This window comes from Neobacillus sp. plas4, assembly GCF_057221695.1.
In genome coordinates, this window is sequence record NZ_CM170152.1 from 2,141,546 (window position 1) to 2,167,305 (window position 25,760).

17 protein-coding genes are annotated in these 25,760 nt (G+C 39.5%); 15 read left to right on the top strand and 2 right to left on the bottom strand.

Features of this window, described 5'->3' with window-relative positions; translation table 11 throughout:
- Positions 1 to 103: 103 nt before the first annotated feature.
- Positions 104 to 1,006: a glutamate biosynthesis transcriptional regulator GltC gene (gltC, locus tag AC2TFD_RS10690; protein WP_335515061.1), complete on the bottom strand. Its 903-nt coding sequence runs from the start codon at positions 1,004 to 1,006 to the stop codon at positions 104 to 106.
- A 135-nt stretch (positions 1,007 to 1,141) separates the two neighbouring features.
- On the opposite strand from gltC, the gene gltB reads away from it, so the two are divergent.
- From gltB to AC2TFD_RS10755, 13 genes are all read left to right on the top strand, one after another.
- Positions 1,142 to 5,689: a glutamate synthase large subunit gene (gene gltB, locus AC2TFD_RS10695; RefSeq protein ID WP_484675612.1), complete on the top strand. Its 4,548-nt coding sequence runs from the start codon at positions 1,142 to 1,144 to the stop codon at positions 5,687 to 5,689.
- A gap of 17 nt (positions 5,690 to 5,706) precedes the next feature.
- Positions 5,707 to 7,173 (top strand): glutamate synthase small subunit, encoded by a 1,467-nt coding sequence (gene gltD, locus AC2TFD_RS10700; RefSeq protein ID WP_484675613.1) that lies wholly within the window; start codon positions 5,707 to 5,709, stop codon positions 7,171 to 7,173.
- A 154-nt stretch (positions 7,174 to 7,327) separates the two neighbouring features.
- Positions 7,328 to 7,666, top strand: coding sequence for a hypothetical protein (locus tag AC2TFD_RS10705; protein ID WP_335568323.1), 339 nt, complete (start codon positions 7,328 to 7,330; stop codon positions 7,664 to 7,666).
- Between the two features lie 213 nt (positions 7,667 to 7,879).
- Positions 7,880 to 8,839, top strand: a complete 960-nt coding sequence (locus tag AC2TFD_RS10710; protein ID WP_335568322.1) for an aldolase catalytic domain-containing protein — start codon at positions 7,880 to 7,882, stop codon at positions 8,837 to 8,839.
- 194 nt (positions 8,840 to 9,033) lie between these two features.
- Complete coding sequence (locus AC2TFD_RS10715; RefSeq protein ID WP_484675614.1) at positions 9,034 to 9,588, top strand: hypothetical protein; 555 nt, start codon at positions 9,034 to 9,036, stop codon at positions 9,586 to 9,588.
- A gap of 239 nt (positions 9,589 to 9,827) precedes the next feature.
- Entirely contained in the window at positions 9,828 to 10,292 is a 465-nt protein-coding gene (locus AC2TFD_RS10720; RefSeq protein ID WP_484675615.1) for a hypothetical protein, read from the top strand.
- Positions 10,293 to 10,514: 222 nt separating this feature from the next.
- Entirely contained in the window at positions 10,515 to 11,597 is a 1,083-nt protein-coding gene (locus tag AC2TFD_RS10725; protein ID WP_484675616.1) for a Wadjet anti-phage system protein JetD domain-containing protein, read from the top strand.
- A complete protein-coding gene (locus tag AC2TFD_RS10730; protein ID WP_484675617.1) occupies positions 11,588 to 13,102 on the top strand; it encodes a hypothetical protein in 1,515 nt (504 codons plus the stop codon). The genes AC2TFD_RS10725 and AC2TFD_RS10730 overlap by 10 nt, the downstream gene beginning before the upstream one ends.
- Positions 13,099 to 13,845, top strand: a complete 747-nt coding sequence (locus tag AC2TFD_RS10735; protein ID WP_335515034.1) for a DUF6063 family protein — start codon at positions 13,099 to 13,101, stop codon at positions 13,843 to 13,845. Before AC2TFD_RS10730 ends, AC2TFD_RS10735 begins: the two co-directional genes overlap by 4 nt.
- The gene (locus tag AC2TFD_RS10740) at positions 13,823 to 18,286 is read left to right on the top strand and encodes a hypothetical protein (protein ID WP_484675618.1); all 4,464 of its coding nucleotides are present in this window, start codon (positions 13,823 to 13,825) and stop codon (positions 18,284 to 18,286) included. The genes AC2TFD_RS10735 and AC2TFD_RS10740 overlap by 23 nt, the downstream gene beginning before the upstream one ends.
- 382 nt (positions 18,287 to 18,668) lie before the next feature.
- Positions 18,669 to 20,414, top strand: a complete 1,746-nt coding sequence (locus AC2TFD_RS10745; RefSeq protein WP_484675619.1) for an alkaline phosphatase D family protein — start codon at positions 18,669 to 18,671, stop codon at positions 20,412 to 20,414.
- Between the two features lie 320 nt (positions 20,415 to 20,734).
- A complete protein-coding gene (locus AC2TFD_RS10750; RefSeq protein ID WP_484675620.1) occupies positions 20,735 to 22,096 on the top strand; it encodes a cytochrome ubiquinol oxidase subunit I in 1,362 nt (453 codons plus the stop codon).
- A 12-nt stretch (positions 22,097 to 22,108) separates the two neighbouring features.
- Positions 22,109 to 23,149 carry a cytochrome d ubiquinol oxidase subunit II gene (locus AC2TFD_RS10755; RefSeq protein WP_484675621.1) on the top strand — a complete coding sequence of 347 codons (1,041 nt, stop codon included), beginning with the start codon at positions 22,109 to 22,111 and terminating at the stop codon, positions 23,147 to 23,149.
- Between the two features lie 134 nt (positions 23,150 to 23,283).
- Here the strand turns inward: AC2TFD_RS10755 and AC2TFD_RS10760 are convergent, their stop codons facing one another.
- Positions 23,284 to 23,478 carry an H-type small acid-soluble spore protein gene (locus AC2TFD_RS10760; protein ID WP_335513892.1) on the bottom strand — a complete coding sequence of 65 codons (195 nt, stop codon included), beginning with the start codon at positions 23,476 to 23,478 and terminating at the stop codon, positions 23,284 to 23,286.
- A gap of 370 nt (positions 23,479 to 23,848) precedes the next feature.
- Between AC2TFD_RS10760 and AC2TFD_RS10765 the strand changes: the two genes are divergently transcribed.
- The gene (locus AC2TFD_RS10765) at positions 23,849 to 24,031 is read left to right on the top strand and encodes a 4-oxalocrotonate tautomerase (RefSeq protein WP_335513891.1); all 183 of its coding nucleotides are present in this window, start codon (positions 23,849 to 23,851) and stop codon (positions 24,029 to 24,031) included.
- Positions 24,032 to 24,250: 219 nt separating this feature from the next.
- Complete coding sequence (gene thrC, locus AC2TFD_RS10770) at positions 24,251 to 25,654, top strand: threonine synthase (RefSeq protein ID WP_335513889.1); 1,404 nt, start codon at positions 24,251 to 24,253, stop codon at positions 25,652 to 25,654.
- Positions 25,655 to 25,760 lie beyond the last annotated feature (106 nt).

Consider the following 25,760-nt stretch of genomic DNA (forward strand, 5'->3'; position numbering starts at 1 on the left):
TGCATACATGATGAAACCAAGGAACAACCTAGTAGTTTCTTGGTTTCATTTGAGGCAAAATTACTTCTTCAGTAATTTACAATTACTGCGTTCATAACACTCATTATTTAAACTGATCCAACCTGTTGAAATATTGGATAAGGAATTGATAGAAATTCTTTTCGGAAGGTGCAATGTCTCTGTGTTTCGGAGTAATCACCCCAACTGTACGCATGGCCTTTGGTGTTTCAATTGGTACTTTGACTGTTAATCGTGGAACAGAATCATAAAAAGTGCTCTCGGGTAAAAGACTAACGCCGATCCCCGCAGAAACAAGTCCTTTTAACGCATCCATATCCTCTCCTTCGGACGCAATGTTCGGTTCAAAGCCAGCCTCATGACAGGCATCTACAGCAATTTTTCGCAGGACATATCCTTCTGGAAATAAGACAAAAGGATCTGTCCGCAAGTCACTTAAATACAGACTTTTGCTTTCAGCCAAGGGGTGATGTTCAGGAAGCAAGGCAACGATACTTTCCATAAATAAAATCTTAGCCTCGAGATCAGGTTCCTTCATGGGGACAGGACCTAGAAAGGCTAAATCGATTTCCCCGTTTTTTACCGCTTCGATTAAATAGGCATAGGAGCCATGCCGCAAATGGAAATTCACATGGGGTGCAACTTCCTTGTAAGCCGAAATAAGAGTTGGAAGCCAATAGATGGAAAGACTCGAAGGATATCCAATATTAATCGTACCTCCTAATGGGTTGAGGTATTCTTCTATTTTTTCTTTCCCCTCTTCTAATGTTTTTAAAGCACTTACAGCAAATTGTAAAAAAATGTTCCCAATCGGTGTAATCTTAATATTTCTGCCGACTCTTTCTAATAACTTAACACCTAGCTCCTCTTCTAGTTTAGTAATTTGATAGCTGACGGCTGATTGTGCCACGTTTAGGTGATCAGCTGCCTCGGTAACATGCTGCCGCTCTGCAACTTCGATTAAATAACGTAATTGACGAAGCTCCAATGCTATTCCACCTCCTATTTATATAAAAATTAGATTGGTTTGATATAAATTATATATTGTTTGTATTGATTAGAAAACCTAAAATAATTCATATAAGAAATTTATACAAAAATAACCAAAAGGGAGAGATTTGTTATGACGTATCATCAACTACCAAAAGCACAAGGTCTCTACCGTCCAGAATTTGAACATGATGCCTGTGGAATTGGCTTGTATGCTCACATAAAAGGGAATGCTACCCACGATATTGTGGCAAAAGGGCTAAAAATGCTTTGCAAATTGGATCACCGCGGCGGACAGGGGAGTGACCCGCTTACGGGAGATGGAGCGGGGCTTATGGTTCAGATACCTGATTTATTTTTCCGTAAAGAATGTTCATCCATAAACTTACCTGAAAAAGGGAAATACGGTGTGGGGATGGTGTTTTTCTCAAAGGATGATAGCGAACGGGAAGTGATTGAATCAAAGATTAATAATTTTGTTGAACAAGAGGGAAAAACGGTACTAGGCTGGAGAACAGTACCAGTCAATATTGAATCAATCGGGGAGGCGGCGCAGGAAAGCTGTCCGGTAATTCGCCAGTTGTTTGTTGCTAACAACGAAAAAAGTACGGATCCATTAGCATTCGAACGAAAATTGTATGTAATTCGGAAACGAGCTGAAAATTGGGCAAAGGAGTCTGAACATCGTTTTTATTTTGCTAGTCTTTCTAGCAGGACCATTGTTTACAAGGGGCTGTTAACACCTGAACAAGTAGATCAGTTCTATTTGGATTTACAGGATGAGAATTTTATCTCTGCGTTTGCTCTTGTGCACTCACGGTTCAGTACGAACACGTTTCCGAGCTGGGAAAGAGCACATCCTAACCGATACTTAATTCATAATGGTGAAATCAATACCCTTCAGGGAAATATTCACTGGATGAAGGCGCGTGAAAGGCAATTCGTTTCCGAGGCGTTTGGAAGTGATTTGGAAAAAGTCCTGCCCATCCTTGGTACGGACGGAAGTGATTCTTCTATATTGGACAATGCCCTTGAATTTTTGGTGCTTGCTGGACGAAAACCAGCACATGCAGCCATGATGCTCGTTCCAGAGCCCTGGTCTGAAAACCCTCATATGACGGGTGAGAAGCGAGCTTTTTATGAATATCACAGTTCATTAATGGAGCCTTGGGATGGGCCTTCTGCTATTTCTTTCACCGACGGCAAACAAATAGGTGCTATTTTAGATCGAAACGGGCTTCGTCCGGCGCGTTATTATGTTACAGAAGATGATTATATCATTTTTTCTTCAGAGGTTGGCGTCATTGATGTAGAGCCAGAAAAGGTGTTATACAAAGAGCGGCTGAGCCCGGGAAGAATGCTGTTACTTGATTTAGAAGAAGGACGTATCATTTCCGATGATGAAATCAAATCACAGTTGGCTCAGGAACAACCTTATCAGCAATGGCTAAATGAACAGCTTGTCCGTTTAGAAGTGAATGTAGAGGTTGAGGGAGAGATTCCATCAGATTTATTGGTCCGTCAAAAAGCCTTTGGATATACGTATGAAGATATTCAAAAATATATCCTTCCAGTTGTGAGTGAGGGGAAAGACCCGCTTGGAGCGATGGGAATAGATATACCTCTTGCGGTACTATCAGACCACCCGCAGCCTTTGTTTAACTACTTTAAGCAATTATTTGCACAGGTAACGAACCCGCCAATTGATTCTATACGTGAGACAATCGTCACTTCAACCATTTCCTATTTAGGGGCGGAAGGGAATTTACTTCATCCAACTGCAGAAAATTGCCGACGGATTCAGCTGAAAACACCGATTCTTACCAACTGCCAGCTTGAAGAATTAAAGAAAAGCGAACGATTTAAAAGCAAAGTAATCGAAATTTTGTTTTCAGAAGATTCGGATAATAGATTGAACGAAATTTGTACTCAAGCAGAAGAAGCAATTGATGAAGGGGCGAGTTTAATCATCCTTTCTGATCGTAATATGAATGAAAGTAATGCTGCCATTCCATCCTTACTAGCAGCGAGTAGCCTTCATCAGCACCTAATTCGCTTAGGTATAAGAACAAAGGCAAGCATTTTGGTTGAAACCGGTGAGGCAAGAGAAGTTCATCATTTTGCAGTATTGCTCGGTTATGGTGTAGAGGCCATTAATCCTTACCTGCCTTTTTCGATTTATCAGGATGCTTACCAGAAAGGCATTTTCCCGTATACCTATCAAGAAGCAGTTGAAAAATACGTAAATGCCATGACAGAAGGTGTTGTTAAGGTCATGTCCAAAATGGGGATTTCTACCATGCAAAGTTACCGCGGTGCACAAATTTTTGAAGCGGTTGGTATTAGCACGGAGGTGATTGATCGCTGCTTTACTGGTACAGTTTCCCAGCTTGGAGGAATTGGTTTAGATGTCATAGCTGAGGAGGCGAAGCTTCGCCACGTGGCAGCTTATGCTGATTTGGGCGACAACACTTTAGAATCAGGAAGTAATTTCCAATGGAGACATGATGGCGAACACCATGCCTTTAATCCTGGAACTATCCATACACTGCAATGGGCTTGCCGCAATGGTGACTATAAATTATTTAAGAAATATTCGACACTTGCCAATGAGGAGAGGCTTGGCTTTCTACGTAACTTATTCGCTTTTAATGGTTCGAGAGCGGCTGTCCCAATCGAGGAAGTAGAATCCGTTGATTCAATCGTCCGACGTTTTAAAACAGGTGCGATGTCATTTGGCTCTATTAGTAAGGAAGCTCATGAAACATTAGCGATTGCCATGAATCGTCTAGGTGGAAAAAGTAACTCCGGTGAAGGCGGTGAAGATTCGAGCCGTTCCTATTTAGATGAAAATGGCGACAACAGAGGAAGTGCCATTAAACAAGTTGCTTCCGGTCGATTTGGTGTAAAAAGTCATTACCTTGTTCATGCCAAAGAACTGCAAATAAAAATGGCACAAGGAGCAAAACCAGGTGAAGGCGGCCAGTTGATGGGTACGAAAGTATATCCGTGGATAGCCGGCGTTCGAGGGGCAACGCCAGGAGTCAGCTTAATTTCTCCTCCGCCGCACCATGACATATACTCCATCGAGGATTTGGCTCAGCTGATCCATGATTTGAAAAATGCAAACCGTGATGCCCGCATCAGCGTAAAACTTGTTTCCAAGGGCGGCGTTGGAACCATCGCTGCTGGTGTGGCTAAAGCTGTTGCCGATGTGATTGTAATCAGCGGTTACGATGGAGGAACGGGTGCCTCCCCGAAAACGAGTATTCAACATGCTGGATTGCCATGGGAGCTTGGATTAGCAGAGGCGCACCAAACGCTTATGCTGAATGGTTTACGAGACCGGGTTGTACTTGAAACAGACGGAAAATTAATGACAGGTCTTGATGTTGTCATGGCAGCCCTCTTGGGGGCAGAGGAATATGCTTTTGCAACAGCGCCTCTTGTTGTTCTTGGTTGTGTGATGATGCGTGTTTGTCATTTGGATACATGTCCTGTCGGAATCGCTACTCAAAACCCAGAGCTGCGTAAAAGGTTTACCGGAGAAGCTGATTCTATCGTTAACTTTATGCGTTTTGTTGCACAGGAAGTACGTGAGCTTATGGCTGAACTAGGTTTTAGAAGTGTGGAGGAAATGGTCGGTCGTACCGATGTACTAATGGTAAGTGAGCGGGGAAGAGCACATTGGAAAGCTAAGCATCTGGATTTAACTAGATTGCTTTATAAGCCTGAAGGAATGCGCACCTTTAAACGTCCGCAAAATCATAAAATTGATGAAACGCTTGATATAAAAAGAATCATTCCGGCTGTTCAACACGCTTTAGAGCAGGGGGTACCCGTGGATGTCAGCTTCTCGATTACGAACGTAAATCGCGTGACTGGAACGATGGTTGGCAGTGAACTAACTAAACGCTATGGTGAAAATGGTCTTCCGGAGGATACCATTACACTAAGATTTACCGGTTCTGCCGGGCAAAGCTTTGGTGCCTTTATACCGAAAGGGCAGACGTTATTTCTTGCAGGGGATGCAAACGATTATGTTGGAAAAGGTCTGTCTGGAGGAAAAATCATCGTTAAAGCAGATGAACACACAAAGATTGCTTCAGGAGAAAATGTGATTGCTGGAAATGTCGCCTTCATCGGGGCAACAAGCGGTGAAGCTTATATTAACGGACGTGCAGGGGAACGTTTTGCCGTCCGTAACAGCGGTGCAAATGTGGTGGTTGAAGGAATTGGCGACCATGGCTGTGAGTATATGACTGGAGGCCGTGTGGTGATATTAGGGGATGTTGGCAAAAACTTTGCAGCCGGAATGTCCGGCGGTATTGCCTACGTTTTAACGGAAGACAAGGATGCATTTAAAGCTTTATGTAATCAAGAAATGATTGAATTTGAATCGGTAGCAACTGTTGCTGATCAGGAAGAGCTTAAAAGGTTAATTGAAAACCATTTCCGTTATACCCAAAGTGTGAAGGCAAGCTGTGTTCTAGAAAACTGGAAAGAATGTGTAAGAAAATTTGCCAAAGTCATTCCGAAGGATTATAAACGGATGATTTCTATGATTGAGGAGCAAAAGCTAGCAGGTCTACCGGAAGAAAAAGCCGTTATGCGTGCCTTCTTAGAAAATTCCTCCATAAAACCAGAATTATCAAAACAGAAGGAACCAGGAATTCGCTAGGAGAGGGGAGAGAGAAGATGGGGAAAACAACCGGATTTATGGAATACTCCCGTGTAAAAGTGGGAGAAAGGCACCCGCTGACACGCTTGAAGGATTGGAAAGAGTGTACTGCTCCTTTTTCTGCTGAAAAGTTAAGCATACAGGGAGCTCGGTGCATGGATTGCGCCACCCCTTTCTGCCATACCGGGATGGAGATTCAAGGTGCCGTTTCAGGCTGTCCAATCCACAATCTGATACCAGAGTGGAATGACCTCGTCTATCGAGGTCGGTGGAAAGAAGCACTCGAAAGGCTGCTGAAGACTAATAACTTTCCTGAGTTTACAGGAAGGGTTTGTCCTGCACCGTGTGAAGGTTCATGTACGTTGGCGATTTCGGATCCTGCAGTAACGATTAAAAATATCGAACAAGCGATTATTGATAAAGGATTTGAAAATGGATGGATCACACCGAGGATCCCGGCCACGGTGACTGGAAAGAAAGTGGCCATTATTGGTTCCGGTCCTGCAGGTTTATCGGCTGCTGATCAGCTGAACCAAGCAGGACATTCAGTAACCATTTTTGAGCGTGCCGACCGTCCTGGCGGTTTGCTGATGTATGGAATTCCGAATATGAAGCTTGAAAAAGAAGTAGTTGAACGCAGGATACGTTTGTTGAAGCAGGAAGGCATTAATTTTGTAACGAATACGGAAGTTGGCAAGGATATCACACCTACAGAACTCCAAGCACAGTTCGATGCTGTAATCCTTTGTACAGGTGCGCAAAAGCATCGAGATTTAGGGATTGAAGGCAGTGAAGCGAAAGGGATTCACCTAGCAATGGATTATTTAACGTTAGCTACGAAAAGTCTATTGGATTCGAATTTTGAGGATGACCAATTTATTAATGTAGAAGACAAAGATGTCATTGTGATTGGCGGTGGCGATACAGGTGCAGACTGTGTGGCAACGGCTCTTCGTCAGAAATGCCGCAGTATTGTTCAATTTGGGAAGCATCCACAATTACCTGCTGGACGTACTTCTGATAATTTATGGCCAGCATATCCAAATGTTTTTACTAAGGATTATGCATATAGAGAAGCAGAGGCAATATTCTGGGAAGACCCTCGTCAATATTGTATTCAAACGAAGAAAATTGTGGCCGATGAGAATGGTACCGTGAAAGAACTTCACACCATCCAAATGGAGAAGCATAAGGATGAGGCAGGGCGTTATTTTTTCAAAGAAATTCCTGGTACAGAAAAAGTATGGTCCGCTCAGTTCGTGTTTGTTGCCATTGGCTTTGAGGGAACAGAGCAGCCACTGTTAACCCAATTTGGTGTCGAAACTGTTGATCATAAGATAAAAGCTGCATATGGTGATTTCAAAACCAATGTCGAAGGAGTGTTTGCTGCCGGTGATGCCAGAAGGGGTCAAAGCCTCATCGTATGGGCAATAAACGAAGGCAGGGAAGTCGCACGGGAAGTTCACAAATACTTGCTGGGGTGAAAAAAACTCATTTTAACTTAACCTGCTAAATTTATAAATTATTGAACTAAACCGCACAGTATTGATTACTAGTGCGTTTAGTTTTACTTGAATGTTCTTAATTAAGAACTTATAATTAGTATGAGTTGATTAAAAATGAAGGCGGGGTGTTTTCTTGAAACGCAGGGAAGTTGTGATTTATGCAAAAACATATGATGTATTGAACGATGAAGGAAATTTGGTTCAAGTCGGTGAAATACATATTCTTAATAAGAAACAAACTTTTTCGAATGATAAGGGTGTTTCAAACGGTCACAGTATTGCTCAGCTAGAGGTACCATTTGATGTAGCTCAAAAGGTTATTGGGCAAGTACCAGCAATCTGTGATATTGAATATGAAATTACGGTCGTAAATAAAGTGCTTGTACTGCTTCCAAGAAGTGTTCAAGTAATGAAAGAGATTGAAAGTTTAATAATATTTGAAGAAACCGGCCATATGAGTGCGTTCTCATAACCTGAAATAAGATGTTTTACCCTAATAAAAGCCATTCTCTAAAACAAGAAAAAAGAGAGAATGGTTTTTTATTTTGTAAAAAAAACGAATTTTTTGAAAATAGATTGACTACATCAAACGAAACGTGTTATAAACACAGTAAGAATTTTAGCGCATTAAAGTATATAATATACAAATAATATTAAAATAAGAAAATCAGGAGGAATTACTTTCATGGAACAAAGTAGTAAAATTTTAGACTGCACCATTCGAGACGGAGGCTTAGTTAACAATTGGGATTTCAGTGTCGAATTTGTTCAAGACTTATATAATAGCTTAAGCGCAGCGGGTGTTGAATATATGGAGATAGGATACAAAAACTCCCCAAAACTACTCAATGCCACAGAACCAAATCCATGGAGATTTTTAGATGATAACTTCCTGAAAGAAATTTTCCCTGAGAAAAAATTCACGAAGTTTTCTGCTTTAGTAGATATTGGACGTGTAGATCCAAATGATATCCTGCCTCGAGAGCAAAGTGTTTTAGATATGATTCGCGTGGCATGTTATATCCGCGAAGTAGATAAAGGGTTAGAACTTGTTCAAATGTTTCATGATTTGGGCTATGAAACTTCCCTTAATATTATGGCTTTATCCAGTGTACCTGAAAAACAGCTTACAAAAGCATTTGAAATGGTGAAGGAAAGTCCGGTGGATGTAGTATATATTGTCGATTCCTTCGGAAGCTTAGATCCAACGGATATTGCGCACCAAGTTCAAAAGTTTAAAGAATTGATTCCTAACAAACAGCTTGGGATCCATACACATAACAACATGCAGTTAGCATTTGCCAATACATTAACCGCGATGCAAAACGGGGTTACCTACCTTGATTCATCTGTATATGGCATGGGTCGTGCTGCAGGTAACTGTAATACAGAACTTCTCGTTAGTTACATACAAAAACCAAGCTATGAACTTAAGCCAGTCCTTGGAATGATTGAAAAGCATATGTTAGAAATGCGCCAAAAGTGGGAGTGGGGCTATATCATTCCTTATATGATTTCCGGTGTACTCAATGAACATCCACGTGTTGCCATGGCTTACCGTGATAGCGCGGACCGTGATAAATTCGTCAATTTTTATGATAAAGTAACATCACCAGAATCCAATATTGCTCCAGCAAACAAATAAAGTAGACTAATCAAGTACATCTCTGAATTGAGGTGTACTTTTTGTTGTTCATATGAACTTTTTAATAATATTTTCCTTTTTGGGAAAAATAAATCAAATTGGATATTCCAGTAAAAATATCAGATTCTTGTTATGTTGGCTCGTATAAAAGCGACAAAGTAGTTCAGTAAGAGATGGGGTTAATTGGTGAATTTATGAATAATTATTCGAATGATAATACAGCTAGACGCTATATTGCTGATGTTAGCATGTTTGGTACATCCCAAATTCATTTAAGGAATCCATATATCATTGCCTGGTGGTCAGTAGCATTTCCTGGTTTGGGACATTTGCTTTTGGCAAAATATCATAGGGGATATATATTGATTATTTGGGAAGTTATTGTAAATGTTAATTCTCATCTTAACCAGGCAATGGTATTCTCCTTCCAGGGAAATATCCATTTAGCTAAGGATATATTAGATACAAGATGGCTGCTAATGTATATCCCAGTTTATTTGTTTGGAATATGGGATAGTTATCGATCGACAGTTGACTTGAATGCTATTTATATTTTAGCCGATAATGAAGGTCATCGTTATAACACATTCAGTATGGGACCATTTGGAATGAACTACTTAGACAAAAGAAAACCATTTTTAGCTATATTATGGTCACTATTTGCCCCGGGTCTTGGGCAGCTCTATCTGCATAGAACGATCACTGCCTTTTTTCTAATATTTTGTTGTATAGTCTTCTGTTATTTTTGACATTTTTTTGAAGCGGTTTCTCTTTTGTTTTTAGGGAAAATCCAAGAATCTATTTCAGTTTTAAATGCTCAATGGCTGCTATTCTTACCATCCATCTATGGATTTGCGGCATATGATTCTTATATAAATACAGTCGAAAATAATAAACTTTTTAAGAAGGAACAAATGAAATTTCTAATGGAAAACTATCAACACCCACGCTTTTCAATTTTAAAGGGACGAAAAGTGAAGTGATATGTATGCAGTTGTTTGCTACCTTTGAAAGTAATAATTATTTGGAAATCGCTATTGTCACACTTGAGAAAAAAGGAATAAATAAAGAATCAATATTTGCTATTCCCCTTGATAATCGAACACAGGACCTCAAGCTGTTTGATACTCTACATCGCGCCGATGGCACCACATTGATTGACATAGGGATGGCACTTGCAACAGCTTTCTCTGTTATTGGTGCGAGTATCGGGTTCAAACTATCATGGGGTCCAATATATTGGGGATTAATTGGTGCAATAACTGGTTTTTTTGTGGGTGTCGGTATTAGACTTATTATTGAAAAGGTCATAAAAAAAAATAAAAGACTCCTTAAAGGTAAATATTCAGAAATTATCTTAATTGTTGACTGTGAAGAATGGCAAGTTGAACTAGTAGAAAATATTTTATGGAATCATTTTGCCTTAGGGGTTGCAAAGGTTAGCAGTAAATAAAGGTTCTTGGACAAGGAGAAGGGTTCTTTGTCCACTGTCTTACCGCACGGTGAATTTTTCACTGTGCGGATTTTTTTAGCGCATTTTCAGACTTCTGTGAGGAGCGTATTGGATCGTTTTTAGTTTGTTACTATTCTAATAAAATTTCAATTACCAACCATATCGCAACTAGTTTATAATAAAGGATGTCCTAAATGGTTAGTATTCTTAAGACTCTATGAAATGAAGCAGGTGAGTACAATCGACATCATTGAAACACGGGTGAGAGGTTTCATAGCTGATATACAGCACCCTAAACAGAAAAAGAAAATTAATAGTAACGATTTAGAATTCCAGTTACGGAAGCTTACGGATGATTATTTCGATATGGACGGTTATACATTATTTTACCGTGCCATCGAAACCTTGACAGCTGAAGGACAACTAATTCCTATACAAAATAATCAATATAATGGCAGAAATCCAGCGCTCCCCTTATATTACTGGGTGAATATAAAAGATCAGTCAGCCAAATGGGATCGCCTCGCGATGATGAAACTAAGTGACCAGTTTGATTTTTCTTTTTATGAACGGCATCCCGAATGGCAAACGATAGAGGAATGGGAACACATTCAGCATGTCTATACCTTTCTCCAATCGAGTCAGGAACGGGAAGTTGTCTCAGTAGAAGAAAGAAGTTTAGAGCTCTTTGGCCATGAAAAATTCTTGCTCGACGCTGATAGCTTTCCTGAGGGAAAAGGTTTTTTAACAAGGATTGGAGTAACAGAAGACCAGCTTAAAATGGTGAACTACGGAGAGCCCTTTGTATTTTGGATGAAACAAGGGAAAGAAATGAAAGATATTCAGAGAGTACTAATTGTTGAGAATCTATCTTTCTTTCATACTTCTATTAAGTTATTGGAGGCAAACCGACTGGATTATGAACCTGAACTGATTATTTATGGTGAAGGTACGAAAATTGAACGAAGCTTTTCCTTTTTCTTTCGAATGTTTCCGCCGAACAACTATCTTTTCTATTATGCAGGTGATCTGGATGCTGCCGGATACGGTATCATTAGCAGGCTGATCGGAAAATACCCGGATTGCTGTATTCAGCCTGCCTTGAAAATTTATCGTAAAATGTTCGAATGTCTGGATAAAAGAAACAATCAAAAACAAGGCCAAACACAAAATCACAACTACCGCGATGCTTTCTTTCAATGGTTTACCGAAGAGGAGCAAAAGGTATTAAAGCAATTATGGCAGGAAAACAAACGGATCCCGCAAGAAGTTTTAACAATTGAAACATGGAGGAGATGGCAGTGAACGAATCATGGGAAGGATTCGGCAAGCGTGTGCAAAGACTAAATCCACTGTTTGAGCTTGGGAGGGGAATGGAAGTAGGGGAATTGAAACCCCATATACAAACCATTCTTATGCACGTGCTTCTTACTATCTTTTACCGAGAATTAAATGATGATGATCATCGGCGAAAAGCAGATATCAGGTATATGGTAGAAGACTCTATAAAACAAATGAAGCTTTTAGCAGATGAGAAACAGGTGGAACGGATTACCAGCGGGCTCCTGTATCAAGGTAAAGAAGAATATAGTAAACCGTTTGAAGCTCTATATTATGATGAAATAAGACAATCCTGGGAGACGCAGACATTTAGATATGTCACGATGGATGAATTATACACAAATTTAGAGATGGGCGGAACGATTGTTTATAAACTGACGGATGTCGCTCAGGAAATGATTTTTATCAGCAGAGAAATGGCGGAGGAATTCTCCATTACGATTGAACAGCTCTATAGTATGCAGCTGATTAAGAATGGTAATTTTAGAAAAGCTACTCGTAACCTCGATCACCTCATTTCACGGGTAAACCGCTTAATGGCAAATGAATTCTCCTTCCAAAAGGAAATGATCAACAATCCCAAAATCTTATTGATTGAAGAAGAATGGCAAAGAGCAGACAATCGTGTTGAAATAGAAAAGCAATTTGAAGAAGAAAAAAATCACTTTCGGACCATAACGAGTATGATCGATAAGACAAAACGTAGAAATGAAGAAGATGATTATATCCAGAATGAATTAATTCTTCTTCAGGAGAAAATTGGCCATACCAGACAATTGCACGACCGTTTTGCCAAACTGGTCATTCAAAATATCTCCTATGAGATGAAATTAAAAGCGGAAAATCCTTCATTGTTTTGGGAAAACAGTCTGGTTTCATTTCGCGAGCATTTTTATGAAAATTGGTTCTTGAAGGAAGGGGTTCATGCTTTTACAGATTTAGAAAAAGTCCTTTCTCCTTTATTTTCGCCAAAGAATGAATTTATTTTGCCTCTCGATTGGATTTGGGGGGAGCAGGAATTCAATGAAAAACCATTATCTGAAACTATTATTGAGGATGAGACAGAGGATAGTATTACTCATCCGCGCGTGACGAACTGGGATTCGGTGATAAAAGCATGGAGTTATGTTTTTCAATTTTTGCAAACCAACGGTGAGTTTTCGTTAACAGATATAAAGCAACTACCGTTAGAAGTACAGGATTTATGGTTTGAAGAATCTGAAACGATTGATTTGTGGATGATGTTCGATAAAAAGCCGTTAAAAATCCAAGTGCTTCAACGAAAGGAAGAAACCTTAAGTGATGAGAGAGAAATTCTCCTCTATAAACTAATGAAGGAGTATCCACAATTTGAAATGTTTGAAGGCTTTAAAATCTTCACGATGTTTGATCACCGAGCCGAGCCTTTCTTATGGTATCAAATGAAAATAACCCCTTTTAAAATATGTATTGAGGAGGAGAAGAGATGAACGCGGATAGTATCAAAAAAGCGTCAGCTGTCTACTTTACACTATTAAAAGATAAAGTCATCGACGAGAATAGTGAACATTTCCAGACTTATTTTGATCCAGAAGTGAGACAGACTGTTCTTTTATTAGCAGACGAATCCGGTACATATATCATTGAAGCGCCTAAACGTATCCATTTAGTTGTTCAGCCAACTGGTTCCGTCTTTGCTACGAATTTCACCCATTTGAAAGATAAACACAAGCAAGTGGAAACGAAAAAACATTTTCATCTAATTAGCATCATCATTATGTGTTTTTTAGCAGCCATCGATCGCAACCAGGCGGCAAAAATCCGTACAAAGCGGGAAGGGATTAGCTTCTACGCTTTAGAACGACAAATCAATGAATTAATCATTAAATGGGAAAGTATTCTTAAAAATCAACCGACCTTCGGGGAAGAAGAACGGATCGATATGAAGGAAGTGGTGACCACATGGAAGTACATGGAGGTCGATACGGACGATTTTGGATTAAAAAAAGGGAATAGACGGACGAGAATCGGATTAATTGCGGGTGCTATGCGATTATTAGAGACAGAGGGACTTATCGTCATTTTAGATCGGGACGATATTGCCAAGGTTATTCCTAGAAATGAGCTTTTTGAGCGGATTGAATACTTGTATCACGATTATGACCGTTATGAACTTTTTAAAAAGTTAATGACATCAGAGGAGGAGAAGCATGCCGAAAATCCATCGAATTAGAATTGTCGGCCTCAAGTATGATGGCATGCAAAAACAATATAAAGATACGACGTTTAATTTTCATAACGATGAAACATCAACAAATGGTCTGATTGCCATGATGAATGGCGGGGGAAAAGGTGTTTTCCTGCAGACCATTTTCCAAATTCTTAAACCAGGAACCTCTTGGGGTAAGCAAAACAATCGTTATTATCAGCAATTCTTCTTTAATAATAAAGAGCAGTTTATTCCCTATACCTTTCATGTTCTCATTCAGTGGGAATTGGACGGTGGTGACCGCCGCCATTTGATCACCGGAGGAATGTTTTCAGCTGAGCAGCGGATTTCGATGACTGATGAAAACGAAAGTAAATCATTAGAACAGGAATCTAAGATTCTTCCAAATATAACATTTTATACAAGAGAATTTGATCGGAAGGAAGAAGCCGCGCTTGAGCATATTCCGCTCTATGAAAATGGTGAGGTTGCTGAAACTGAAAGCTTAAAAGACTATTTAAAATGGAATGGATATGACGTTTACCGAGATACGAAGAAGCACTATCGCATCCTTGATACATACGGTATTAACCGTAAAGACTGGGATATTATGAAGGACATTAATAAGGATGAAGGCGGCGTTGGGAAATATTTCGAGGGAGCTGAGGATGATCATTCTCTGTTCCAAAAACGAATCATCCCTACTGTAAGTCAAGTCTTACATCGAACCGAGCATCAAAAAAACGATCTTGTGGAGATATTTAAGAGTCAGGCAAGTATTGCAAAGGATCTGCCAGTACTTTTAAAAAGAGAGCAAGCGCATAAAGAGTTTTTAGAAGACATTGTCCCCTTTGAAGAGCACTTAGCTAGTGGGGTAGAACATAAAGAAATTGTTCAAGCAAGTATACAGACAGGAAGGCAGCTTCTTGGTGCGCTAGAGCATTTGAAGCAATCAGAAGAGGAGCGTTTGCTTACTTTACAGAAAGACATAGAGAAACTAATTATTAAGCAGGCTGATTTACGTTATCAAAAGGATAATTTAGAGTTTGCAAAAGCTCACAGAGAGATCATGGATTGGGAAAAGAAGTTAGTACAAGAAAAGGAAAAACATGTTACCTTACAAGGGATAGTCATAGAGAAACAGGAAAGAAAAGAACAACTTGCCTTTCAAGCTTTATTAAAAGAATGGTATGAAAACGAACAGAGCATTGTTTCACTCTCACAGCAGATTGCGACGTTAGAGCAAAATAGCGGTTTAGAGCAAGTAAATCAAAGAATGGACGAAATTAAGCAATTAGCAAGATCTCAGTGGGCGGATGCCTTTTTATCGTTACAGGAAGGGATGAAACAGTATGCAGGATATCAAAAGTTCTTAACTAAAAAAGCAAAGGAACTGTCGCAGCAAGATAAACAAAAGACAAAAGACATTGCACAGCTTGGTACAGAAATTGATTTTCTATATACACAAATGTATAGCTTTGATTCTAAGGAAGCTGCACTCGTTCAAGAATTTGGTGATCGTTTAACCTATGACTTAAAGGGGTTAACCAATAGTTTCTTGAAACAAATTGACGAGAAAAAAGCAAGATTAGCAGAGCTCCATTTAAAGAATAAGGAATCTAACGAGAAGCAGAACAAGTTAGCAAATTCACATGGTACTCTCGTCCAATCGATTCAGTTTTCAGACGCAAAATGTGAGGAATTAAACCTCGCAAATGAAAAGCAAAAAGAAAGAGAATCAAAACTTTTAGATAAGCTTCATGGTTTATTAGATGATGTGACAGTCCCGTTTACGCACTCGCTCTTATCGAAGTATAGCTTACAAATAGAAGAAGCACTGAGCAATAACCGCCAGCAAGCTGAACAAATGAAAAAAGAACTTTGGGAAACGCAACTCGATCATTCCTTAAACGATGAGCCCTTCTGGATTGCTAATAAAGATGTGAAAGAGTTAAAGGAATGGATAGATGAGAAGACTGGTATTGATGTCTTTTATGGTACTCAATTTCTTCAGTCATTAAGTCCCGGAGAATTAGCGGATACCCTTATCACGCATCCGCTCCTTCCATACGGTTTGGTCGTAAGCGGTCAGCAATGGCAAAAAATCAACCAGCAGGTTCTTTCAGGAAGAATGTTTAAAAGTCCTGTTCCAATTTTCTTGCGTGAAGAAATGAACAATGAACAGCACCACCCATCATTTGTCATCCTTAACGGAAACGAGAAGGAGCTTTTAACCGATAAAAATCAATTCACCAGCTGGAAAGTAAAGATTGCTAAACAAATAGAAGATAGGAAAGATACACTCTTTGAAATTGAAAAAACAGAAACATCCTTGCGTCGTATTTTAAAAGAAATCGATCGTTTTTCATCAAGTGAGCTTTCTATTGATATCGAAAAAGAGATGATCCAGGAACAAAATGCTCTTCTTTCTCTGAAAACGAAACTACAAGAAATTAAGATACAGGAAGAGAAAGAAAGAGAATTCCAGCTTACTATAAAAGAACAGCTGGAAAAGACACAAGGCAAAATAGAAAAGCTTACAAGAAATGTAAAAACTTTAGAGGGTTTTGACCTAGAAAAAATGCAGCACCAAGAAAATAAACGGGTGAAACTAGAAAAAGAGAAACAGAAGGAAGCATTAGATTCTAAGCAACAAGAAATAGGAAAAGTGCACCAACATACAGTTGAACTTCAAAACCAGTGGAATCAAACATACCTAGAATGGAAACTTACAACCGAACAAAATATTAAGGTAATTGCTTTCTTTATTGAAGAAGCCGTTTTTCCTGCTGAACAAAAAGGTGACCAAAGTGAAGAGGTCCCTCGATTATCACCACATTTATTACAAGAGATAAATCGAAGCATCGAAGAGCTAAAACAGCTGCAAAAATCAAAAGAAGAACAGGCAAGGGAATTACTTGTTCTTCAAGCAAGAAAGGAAACGGAGCAAAAGCAGCAAAAGAAATTAGAGAAAAAACTCCATACACATGATGAGGATTGGAAAAATGCGGCTGAACCTGAAGAACCAATCAGTATATTAGAAAACATGTTGCAAAGTGCTCAAAAGGAAGCGAAGACAGCAGAAAAAGAAGAACGGGAACAAGGCACTGCAGTAACCGTTGCTGAAACAAGCCTAAAGCACGCAATCGAACAGCGTGATAAATTAGGAAAAAAGATTGAAAAGCATGAAAAACAGCCAGAAGCCTGGGAAGACCTTGACTTAGAAATCAAAGAAGTAGAAATAAAAGACCAAACGAAGGTCACGAAAGAGGAAGTAAAGAAAGCTGAGAAGGTTCAAAAAGAAACAGAAACGAATATTGCAGGCTTTGAAGGAGACTTATTAACTCTATCGGTTATCCTTAAAGAGGAAGCTGCTGTATTTACGAATGATGATGTTGAAAAAATTAAGAGTCAAGGGAAAGTATGTATCTTATCTTGGTGTGAAAAACATCAAGCCATTCAAGAAGAAGGCCAGGAAAAGCATGCGAAAATTGACCAATCATTGCGCAATTTAAAGCTCACCATTGAAGGAAAAGATTGGGAGATTCGTTTTAAAAATGAAGTATTAACCACACTAGACCATTTGGATACAAGGCATTATACACATATCCAGAGCATTGTTAAGAATATGAAGCGTTTTTCACAGAGCGGTTTGGAACAATTAGAGCGCGATAAGGAAAGAGCAGAAAAGGCTCAAAACTTCTGGGCAAGCCGTGCCAGTATGAAAGTGATGAGCATATCAGAGGCGATTCGTTCGATGGTGGCAAAGATGAAACTGAAGAATGAACGAGGATCATTTCCGCTTGTTCAGCTAAGAGAGGATATCTTACCTAAAAAGCCTGAAGATATCGAACCACTGCTAAAACAGCATTTTGTTGCTGCGATTAACAAAATTACCAAACAATTTGATTTAATTGATGATCAAAATCGGGCATTAGACGAAGAAATAAAACAACTGATTAGTGATGAGCAAATATTATTTGTTTCACTAAGAAATCGTTATCCTGAGCTTTTGGTCTACAACATGCGAACGGATAATGCTTTTATGTACGGAAAGCCGCAAAGGGAGCATTATTCCACTTGGCAGACCATTAATCAAGGTTCTAAGACGAAATCGGATGGCAGTGGAGGTCAAAAACTGTCCGCCCGAATGGTCATGATGATGATGTTATTATCGGTTAAAAGCGAAACCGATCAAAGCTGGGTTCCGTTGGTCTGTGATAATCCATTTGGACAGGCTGCTTCAGCACATGTCCTTGACCCGATTTTCGCTGTGGCCGAAAAACTGAAGTTCCAATTCATCGTCGTCACCCCGCCTGAGCTGGTAAAAACAGAAATCAGCCAAAGATTCGAAGCCTATTATAAATTGGATTTCATTCGTGAAAAAGGAAAAGAAATAGTCTCCGACACGATTGTTCCGGCATTCCGGATATACCAGGGTGAGGAAGTTACTCAGGTAAGGTAACAAATTGTAATATGAGAATTAACGTAGAAATCCCACTTTTCCGTATGGAAAGTGGGATTTTTAATTTACTTGAGCCACCCATATGAGCCAAGAAGCATTATGTATAATAACCTGAATGCTAGTTTGTAAGTTTTTCGTGAAAATAATATTAATAAAAATAAGAGAGTATGACTATTGAAAATCAATAGATTAGCAGTTGCTAGAAAAAACTATGTAGTATAATAGTAATTTTTATTCCTATCTATATTGAAAGGCCTATTATAAATGAACCACCTATCGTACAACATACTATTTTTCTATTTACAATCTTCATAATATTTTAACAAATCATAGTTATAATCTTAGTTGTGGTAAAAATATGTAATCTGAGAGGGGAAAAGTCATGACAAATTTGGAAGAAATGATTAGGAAGTTTAACGAACAAAACTTTAAGAAAAATTTAGACCGCCGCGGCTTTCTTCACGGAGCCGGCAAGATCGCAGGTTTGTCCCTAGGGCTGACCATTGCTCAATCATTGGGAGGATTTAAAGTAGAGGCGGCTCCTAATTTCACAGAATATCCTTTCACTCTTGGTGTTGCTTCAGGAGATCCGCTGTCAGACAGTGTCGTATTATGGACAAGGTTAGCTCCAGATCCGTTAAACGGTGGAGGAATGCCAGCTCATGTCGTTCCTGTTAATTGGGAGCTGTCCACAGACGAAAACTTCCGAAACGTAATCAAACGAGGTACGGAACATGCTTCTCCTAATCTCGCACATTCAGTCCATGTAGAAGTGAGCGGCCTGAAGGCTAATAGTGTTTATTTTTACCGTTTCAAGACTGGTAATGAAATAAGTCCTGTTGGAAAAACAAAAACCTTACCGGCAGCAGGTGCCAGCGTAGCAAGCATGACATTTGCATTCGCTTCCTGTCAGCAGTATGAGCACGGCTATTTTACTGCTTACAAGCATTTGGCGAAAGAGGATCTTGATCTTGTATTCCACCTTGGCGATTACATATATGAATACGGTACGAACGAGTATCTTTCACCAACGGGCAATGTCCGTGCCCATAAAGGCGACGAAATTATCACGATTGAAGATTATCGCAATCGCCATGCCCAATATCGTTCTGATGAACACCTCAAAGCTGCTCACGCTGCATTCCCGTGGGTGGTTACATGGGATGACCATGAAGTGGAAAACAACTACGCAAATGTCATTCCAGAAAAAGACCAGTCTGTAGAAGAATTTATCAAACGCCGTGCTGCTGCTTACCAAGCTTATTACGAGCATATGCCGCTCCGAAGGTCGTCATTGCCTCACGATGGCGGCATGCAATTATACCGGGATTTTACATATGGTGATTTGGCGAATTTCTATGTCCTTGATACGCGCCAGTACCGTGATGACCAGGCGAATGGTGATGGATCAAAAGCTCATACACCAGAATCTTTGGATCCAAAACGCACTCTTCTTGGGACAGAGCAAGAAAAATGGCTGCTTGATAATTTAGGAAACTCTAAATCTCATTGGAACGTCCTTGCCCAGCAGATTTTCTTTGCTCAGCGTAAATCTGGAAGCATCACTGCACCAAAATTCAGTATGGATTCATGGGATGGCTATCCGGCCGCGCGTCAGCGCATTACGGATTTCGTTGCTGGTAATAACATCAACAATGTTATCGTTCTTACTGGAGATGTCCATGCAAGTTGGGCTTCAAACCTTACGACAGATTACAACAATCTAGAGGCTCCGATTTTTGGAGCAGAATTTGTTGGAACATCGATTACTTCGGGTGGAAATGGCTCAGATTGGCGGGCAGATACGGCTAAATCTTTAGAGGATAACCCGCACATCAAATTTTTTAATAATTACCGCGGTTACGTTCGCTGCCGGGTCACTCCTGAACAATGGCGTGCAGATTACCGTGTAGTCCCATTTGTAACTGAGCAGGGAGCAGATATTTCAACAAGAGCGTCATTTGTTTTTGAGAAAGACCAGCAAGGGCTTAAAGAAATTGCGGCAACTACAGTACCAATGGGTGTTCAAATGTCTAAAGAAGTGGAAGAAGACCGCCACCGTGCCCACTCCCGTGCGCACGAAAAGCAAATGGAGAAAAAGCGCAAACGCGAGGCTGTTACGAATTAAATTTAGTGGAAAGCGAAAACACCTGCACTTTCCACTGTTAATAATTATTTACAAAAACAAATCACAAGAAGAAAAATTAAAGGTTCACGCATTCTTTGTTTGTATGTTTCTAATCTATGCACCAATCGCTATATCTCAGGAATGGTTGATCCAACAATCATTTCTGACATGCCAACTTTGGGTCACAATATGTAAATAAAAAAATCTCACCGTCAAAATTGAAGGTGAGATTTTTTTATTGAAAAATCACCTACTCTACATATTAATGGTTCTTTTGGAAATAATTATCAAGACCATGATACGTAAGGGGAGAATTCAATTTGAGTGATTTATTATTTGCCCGTTCCTTATTTGGAACGACAATGGCCTTTCATATAATTTTTGCCACGATAGGCGTCGGTTTGCCGCTCATGATTTTGGCTGCAGAGCTTCTCTATCAAAAAACAAAAGATCAAGATTATGTAGTAATGGCGAAACGTTGGACTAAAGCATTTGCAGTTTTACTTGGTGTTGGGATTCCCACCGGTACGATTGCGGGTACGCAATTATCGTTACTTTGGCCTGGTTTTATGGAAGTGATAGGTAGAGTAATGCCTCTTCCTTTCCAAATCGAAATCTATGCTTTTTTTATTGAGGCATTGTTTATGTCGATCTACGTCTATGCAGCAGAAAGAATAGCTCCTTGGATGCGAATCGTTAGTTTAGTTCTGGTGGCAATTGGGGCACTGTCCTCTGCCGTCTTAATTACCAATGTTCATGCCTTCCAAGGTACACCGGCTGGTTTCCGTTATGAAGATGGGAAATTCCTCGATATTGACCCTTGGGCTGCTTTTTTTAACCCAAGCTTCTTTGTTACAGCCGGACATGTGGCATTGTCTGCCTATGTAGTAGGAGCTTTTGTTGTCGCGTCTGTTGCGTCTTTTAAAATGATGAAAAATAAAATCGGATCGAGAGTATATCTGTTTCATCAAAAAGCACTGGTTTTAAGTCTTGTAGTGGGGGGGATTTTTGCTTTTCTAACCGCTTTAAATGGACATGAATCTGCTCAATACCTGCATAAATACCAGCCAGAAAAATTAGCAGCAGCCGAAGGGTTATTTGAAACACAATCCCATGCACCCTTAGCCATAGGTGGTTTTACCGACCCAAAAACGAAAGAAATAAAAGGAGCTATCGAGATACCTTGGGCGCTGAGTTTTCTCGCCGGGAACAGTTTTGATACGGTGGTTGTCGGTTTAAACGATTATCCAGAAGAGCTATGGCCGCCATTATTCATTCATACTCTTTTTAATGGAATGGTGTTCATCGGCTCCGCCCTGATTATGGTTCCTTTACTCATTTTCCTCTGGAGAAAAGTCTTTAAAAAAGCACATTACCCGAAGGTCATTCTTTGGGGGCTTGTAACAACCGGTCCGCTGGCAGTGATCGCCATTGAATGTGGATGGATTTTTGCCTGCACAGGCCGTCAGCCATGGGTAATCTACCATATCTTATCGACGGCAGAGTCTGCAACGACGGCAACCAACTTAGGTCCACTTTTTGTATCGTTTATTATTGTCTACATGATCTTAGGGCTTTCTGTCGTGCTTGTGTTACTCTACTTCTTTAGAAAAAACACAGAATTAGATGATATCGAGCGTGCAGAGAAAAAAAGCATCCCATTATTTAGTTCAAATTCGTAGGAGGAGAAACATATGGCTGATGCTCTTATTGCAATTACCGTGCTGTGGGGGTTCGTGTTCATCTACGCTGTCATGGCCACAATGGATTTTGGAGCCGGCTTTTGGTCAATGGTTTACATCAACCGGGAAAAAACGAAAGCAACGAACATTGCCAATCGCTATTTATCACCTACTTGGGAAGTAACAAATACCTTTATTGTTGCGTTGGTGGTTGCTATTTACAGCCTTTTTCCAAGTGCGGCCAATATTCTGGGGACCATACTACTGATTCCCGGCAGTTTAATCCTTCTATTACTGGCATTACGGAGTGCATTTTTAGTTTTTTCAAACATTGCGACGGAATATAAAAAGCCGTTAACCTACATTTCTGGTATTGCAGGAATCATTATTCCCGGCCTGTTAATTAGTGTATTGCCGATTACACATGGTCACTATGTTGATTTTGTAGATGGCAATGCGAATTTAAATCTTAGTAAGCTCTTTTCGAGTCCCAATGAGTATGCCTTCATCGGGTTTGCGATCACGAGCACACTTTTTCTCTCTTCATTATTATTAGCAGATTATTCAAAGGCTTCAAATGAAATGGAAGCTTACCGAGTGTACCTTCGGGATGGAAAAATTCTTGGTCCGATATCATTAATTATGGCATTGCTAATTGTGATTACCTTAAAAAGTGAGGCTGGTTGGTTATACAATAAAATGATGGAGGATCTTCCGTTACTATTGATCTCGGTCGGCTTCTTTTTAATTATTGGATACGGGTTATATGCGCCAAATCCTTTTCAAAAAGGGGAACGAGGCATGCCAAGACTCGCTGTTGTTGCCGTTACCTTTCAGTATCTGATAGCAAGCTATGTCTATGGAAAGGCCCATTTGCCGTATATCATCTATCCAAATGTTACAATTGAGTCGGCATTTACAGACCCTAACTCCTTTAGGGCGGTGTTTATCACCTATATCGTAGGATTTGCAATCCTCTTCCCTGGCTTTATTTACTTTTGGAGTTTATTTATGAATGATAAGCGATATTTGAGGCAAAAGGGGAACCAGTGAAAACATAAAAAAATCTCACCTATAGGTGGGATTTTTTTGGACATGATGTGCAGAATTAGTTGATGATAATGGAGATTAGAACATGTTTCCTTTTTAAAAGGTTGTTTTAAAAGGTTGTTTTAAATGGTACCTATTCATGTATAATACTCTCCTGTTTCTTCCAAATCATTAATCGGTACGATTTGTCTCTCACTATGAATTCCTCGTTCGGATACAATCGCTTTATTTGATATATCATCTATGCTCTCAATCCAAATAGGAATTCCATGATAATGTACTGCTATTTCTTGGTCGGAAGTAAGGATTTTTTTGGCACGATCTAGATTCATATGAACACCTCAACATTATGTTTTCCGAACATCAAATTTATATTCTTAAGAAGTATTACGGTTTTGGTTCGTTTATCGTTCAATGGTATTCCATTAGTTGGCTTCGGATTCTATTCTTCGGATTTCGTGCGGCTGCATTAGGCTCCAATCAATTGAGTTGCTTGAATAGCTAATAAGTTGTTAGAATTTGATATAACCATTAAGTGCAGGGATTTAAAGGTTCGTAATGGCGATGTAATTCTAACTTTCGGCACTGCAGCTGCAGTTAAGTTAAGTTAAACTCTGGGGATATTGTAATCGGGAAATTTGATGGGTTGGTGAAGTATCCTTTTCCAATACGAATTTAAAAAAATGTCAGGAGTTGGATTGAATGCCTATTATTCATGTGCAAATGATGGAAGGAAGAACAAAAGAAAAAGTGGCAGAATTAATTCGTAATGTTACGAACACCGTATCCGAAACACTAGATTCACCGAAGGAGAATATAAGAGTCCTCGTAACCGAGATTCCAAAAACCCATTGGGGAAAAGCTGGGGAGCCTGTAGAAAAATAGGTATATGACTGAGCATGGCAGTAGATACCACCATCCTATGATTCATTCCTTCCTACAAGGTTGAATGTTTATAAATAAATGTGCGTTAAAAAACAATAATTCATAGACTATTCACGCAATTTTGTATTAAAATGAACTTTATATATTTAGTTTTATTAAAAATATTGGTAAATCTCCCAACGAGGGAAATAAAACTTTTAGGATAAACTGGAGGCAGCTATGAACTTTGTTAGTACACGCGGAAATGTAAGTAGAATTGGTTTTATTGATACAGTCTTAATGGGATTAGCAAATGATGGAGGATTATTAGTACCTGAGAGAATCCCGCAAATTCCAGCAGAAAAGTTAGAAGAAATGTCTACATTAACTTATCAAGAATTAGCATACGAAATCTTTTCTTACTATGTTGATGGGGAGATCCCAGGCGATGAGTTGAAAGTATTAATCGAGAAAAGCTATGCTACATTTCGACACCCAGAGGTAACACCCGTTCAAAAGCTGAAGGATAACATGTATGTTCTAGAACTTTTCCATGGGCCAACCTTTGCTTTTAAAGATATTGCACTGCAATTCTTAGGAAATTTATATTCTTATGTATCCAAGAAGACAGGAGAGTCTATTCATATTCTTGGCGCTACTTCAGGGGATACAGGGGCATCAGCGATTGAAGGTGTAAGAGGAAAAGAAGGCATTCGCATTTGTATATTGCACCCCCATGGCAAAGTAAGTAAGGTACAAGAATTACAAATGACCACTGTGGATGATGAAAGTGTTTTGAACTTAGCGATTACAGGAACGTTTGATGATGGTCAAAGAATCATCAAGGAATTGTTCGCGGATGTGGATTTTAAAAACAAATACCATATGCGTGCGATCAATTCTATAAATTTTGTTCGTATCATGGCACAAACGGTTTATTATTTCTATGCCTATTTCCAAGTGAAAAAAGAGATTAACGCAGAGAATATTAACTTTAGTGTGCCAACAGGGAATTTTGGAGATATCTTTGCTGGATATCTTGCAAAGAAAATGGGCTTACCGGTGGGGAAACTCATCGTTGCTACAAACGAGAATAATATTTTAGAGGGCTTTATCCATGATGGATTGTACAAGCCTGGTGAATTCCGCAGCACCTATAGCCCTTCCATGGACATCCAAGTAGCCAGCAATTTTGAGCGCTATCTCTATTACTTGCTTGGAGAGAATCCAAAGGCTGTTTCGGTTTTGATGGAAAAATTCAATTCAGAAGGCAATATTGTCGTAAGTGAAGAACTGCTTAAACAGGTGAAAGAAGATTTTGCTGCATATGGTGTAAAAGGGGAAGAATGCTTGGAAACAATCAGTAAGTATCATGCTGAAACAAGTTATTTATTAGACCCACACACTGCATGTGGGGTTGCTGCATACGAGAAGTGCAGTCCACTAAGTGAGGTTTGCGTCACACTAGCCACTGCTCATCCGGCAAAATTTAATGAATCAATCGAACGTTGTAATATCCAACAGACATTCCCTGAACAAATTAATCAATTGTTTAATAAGCCACAGTATCTAGAGGTTGTGGAAGCTGATAAAGCGGAAGTTGTTACTCATTTAGAAAAGCTTTTTAGCTTATCCGCAAAATAAAAACACAAAATTAGGTTCTTGTTAACTTAAGAGGTATCTTCCTTCCTGGAAGGTGCCTTTTTCATTTTTCGAGTATATCCATTTTTAATTATCAGTAAATAGGGTA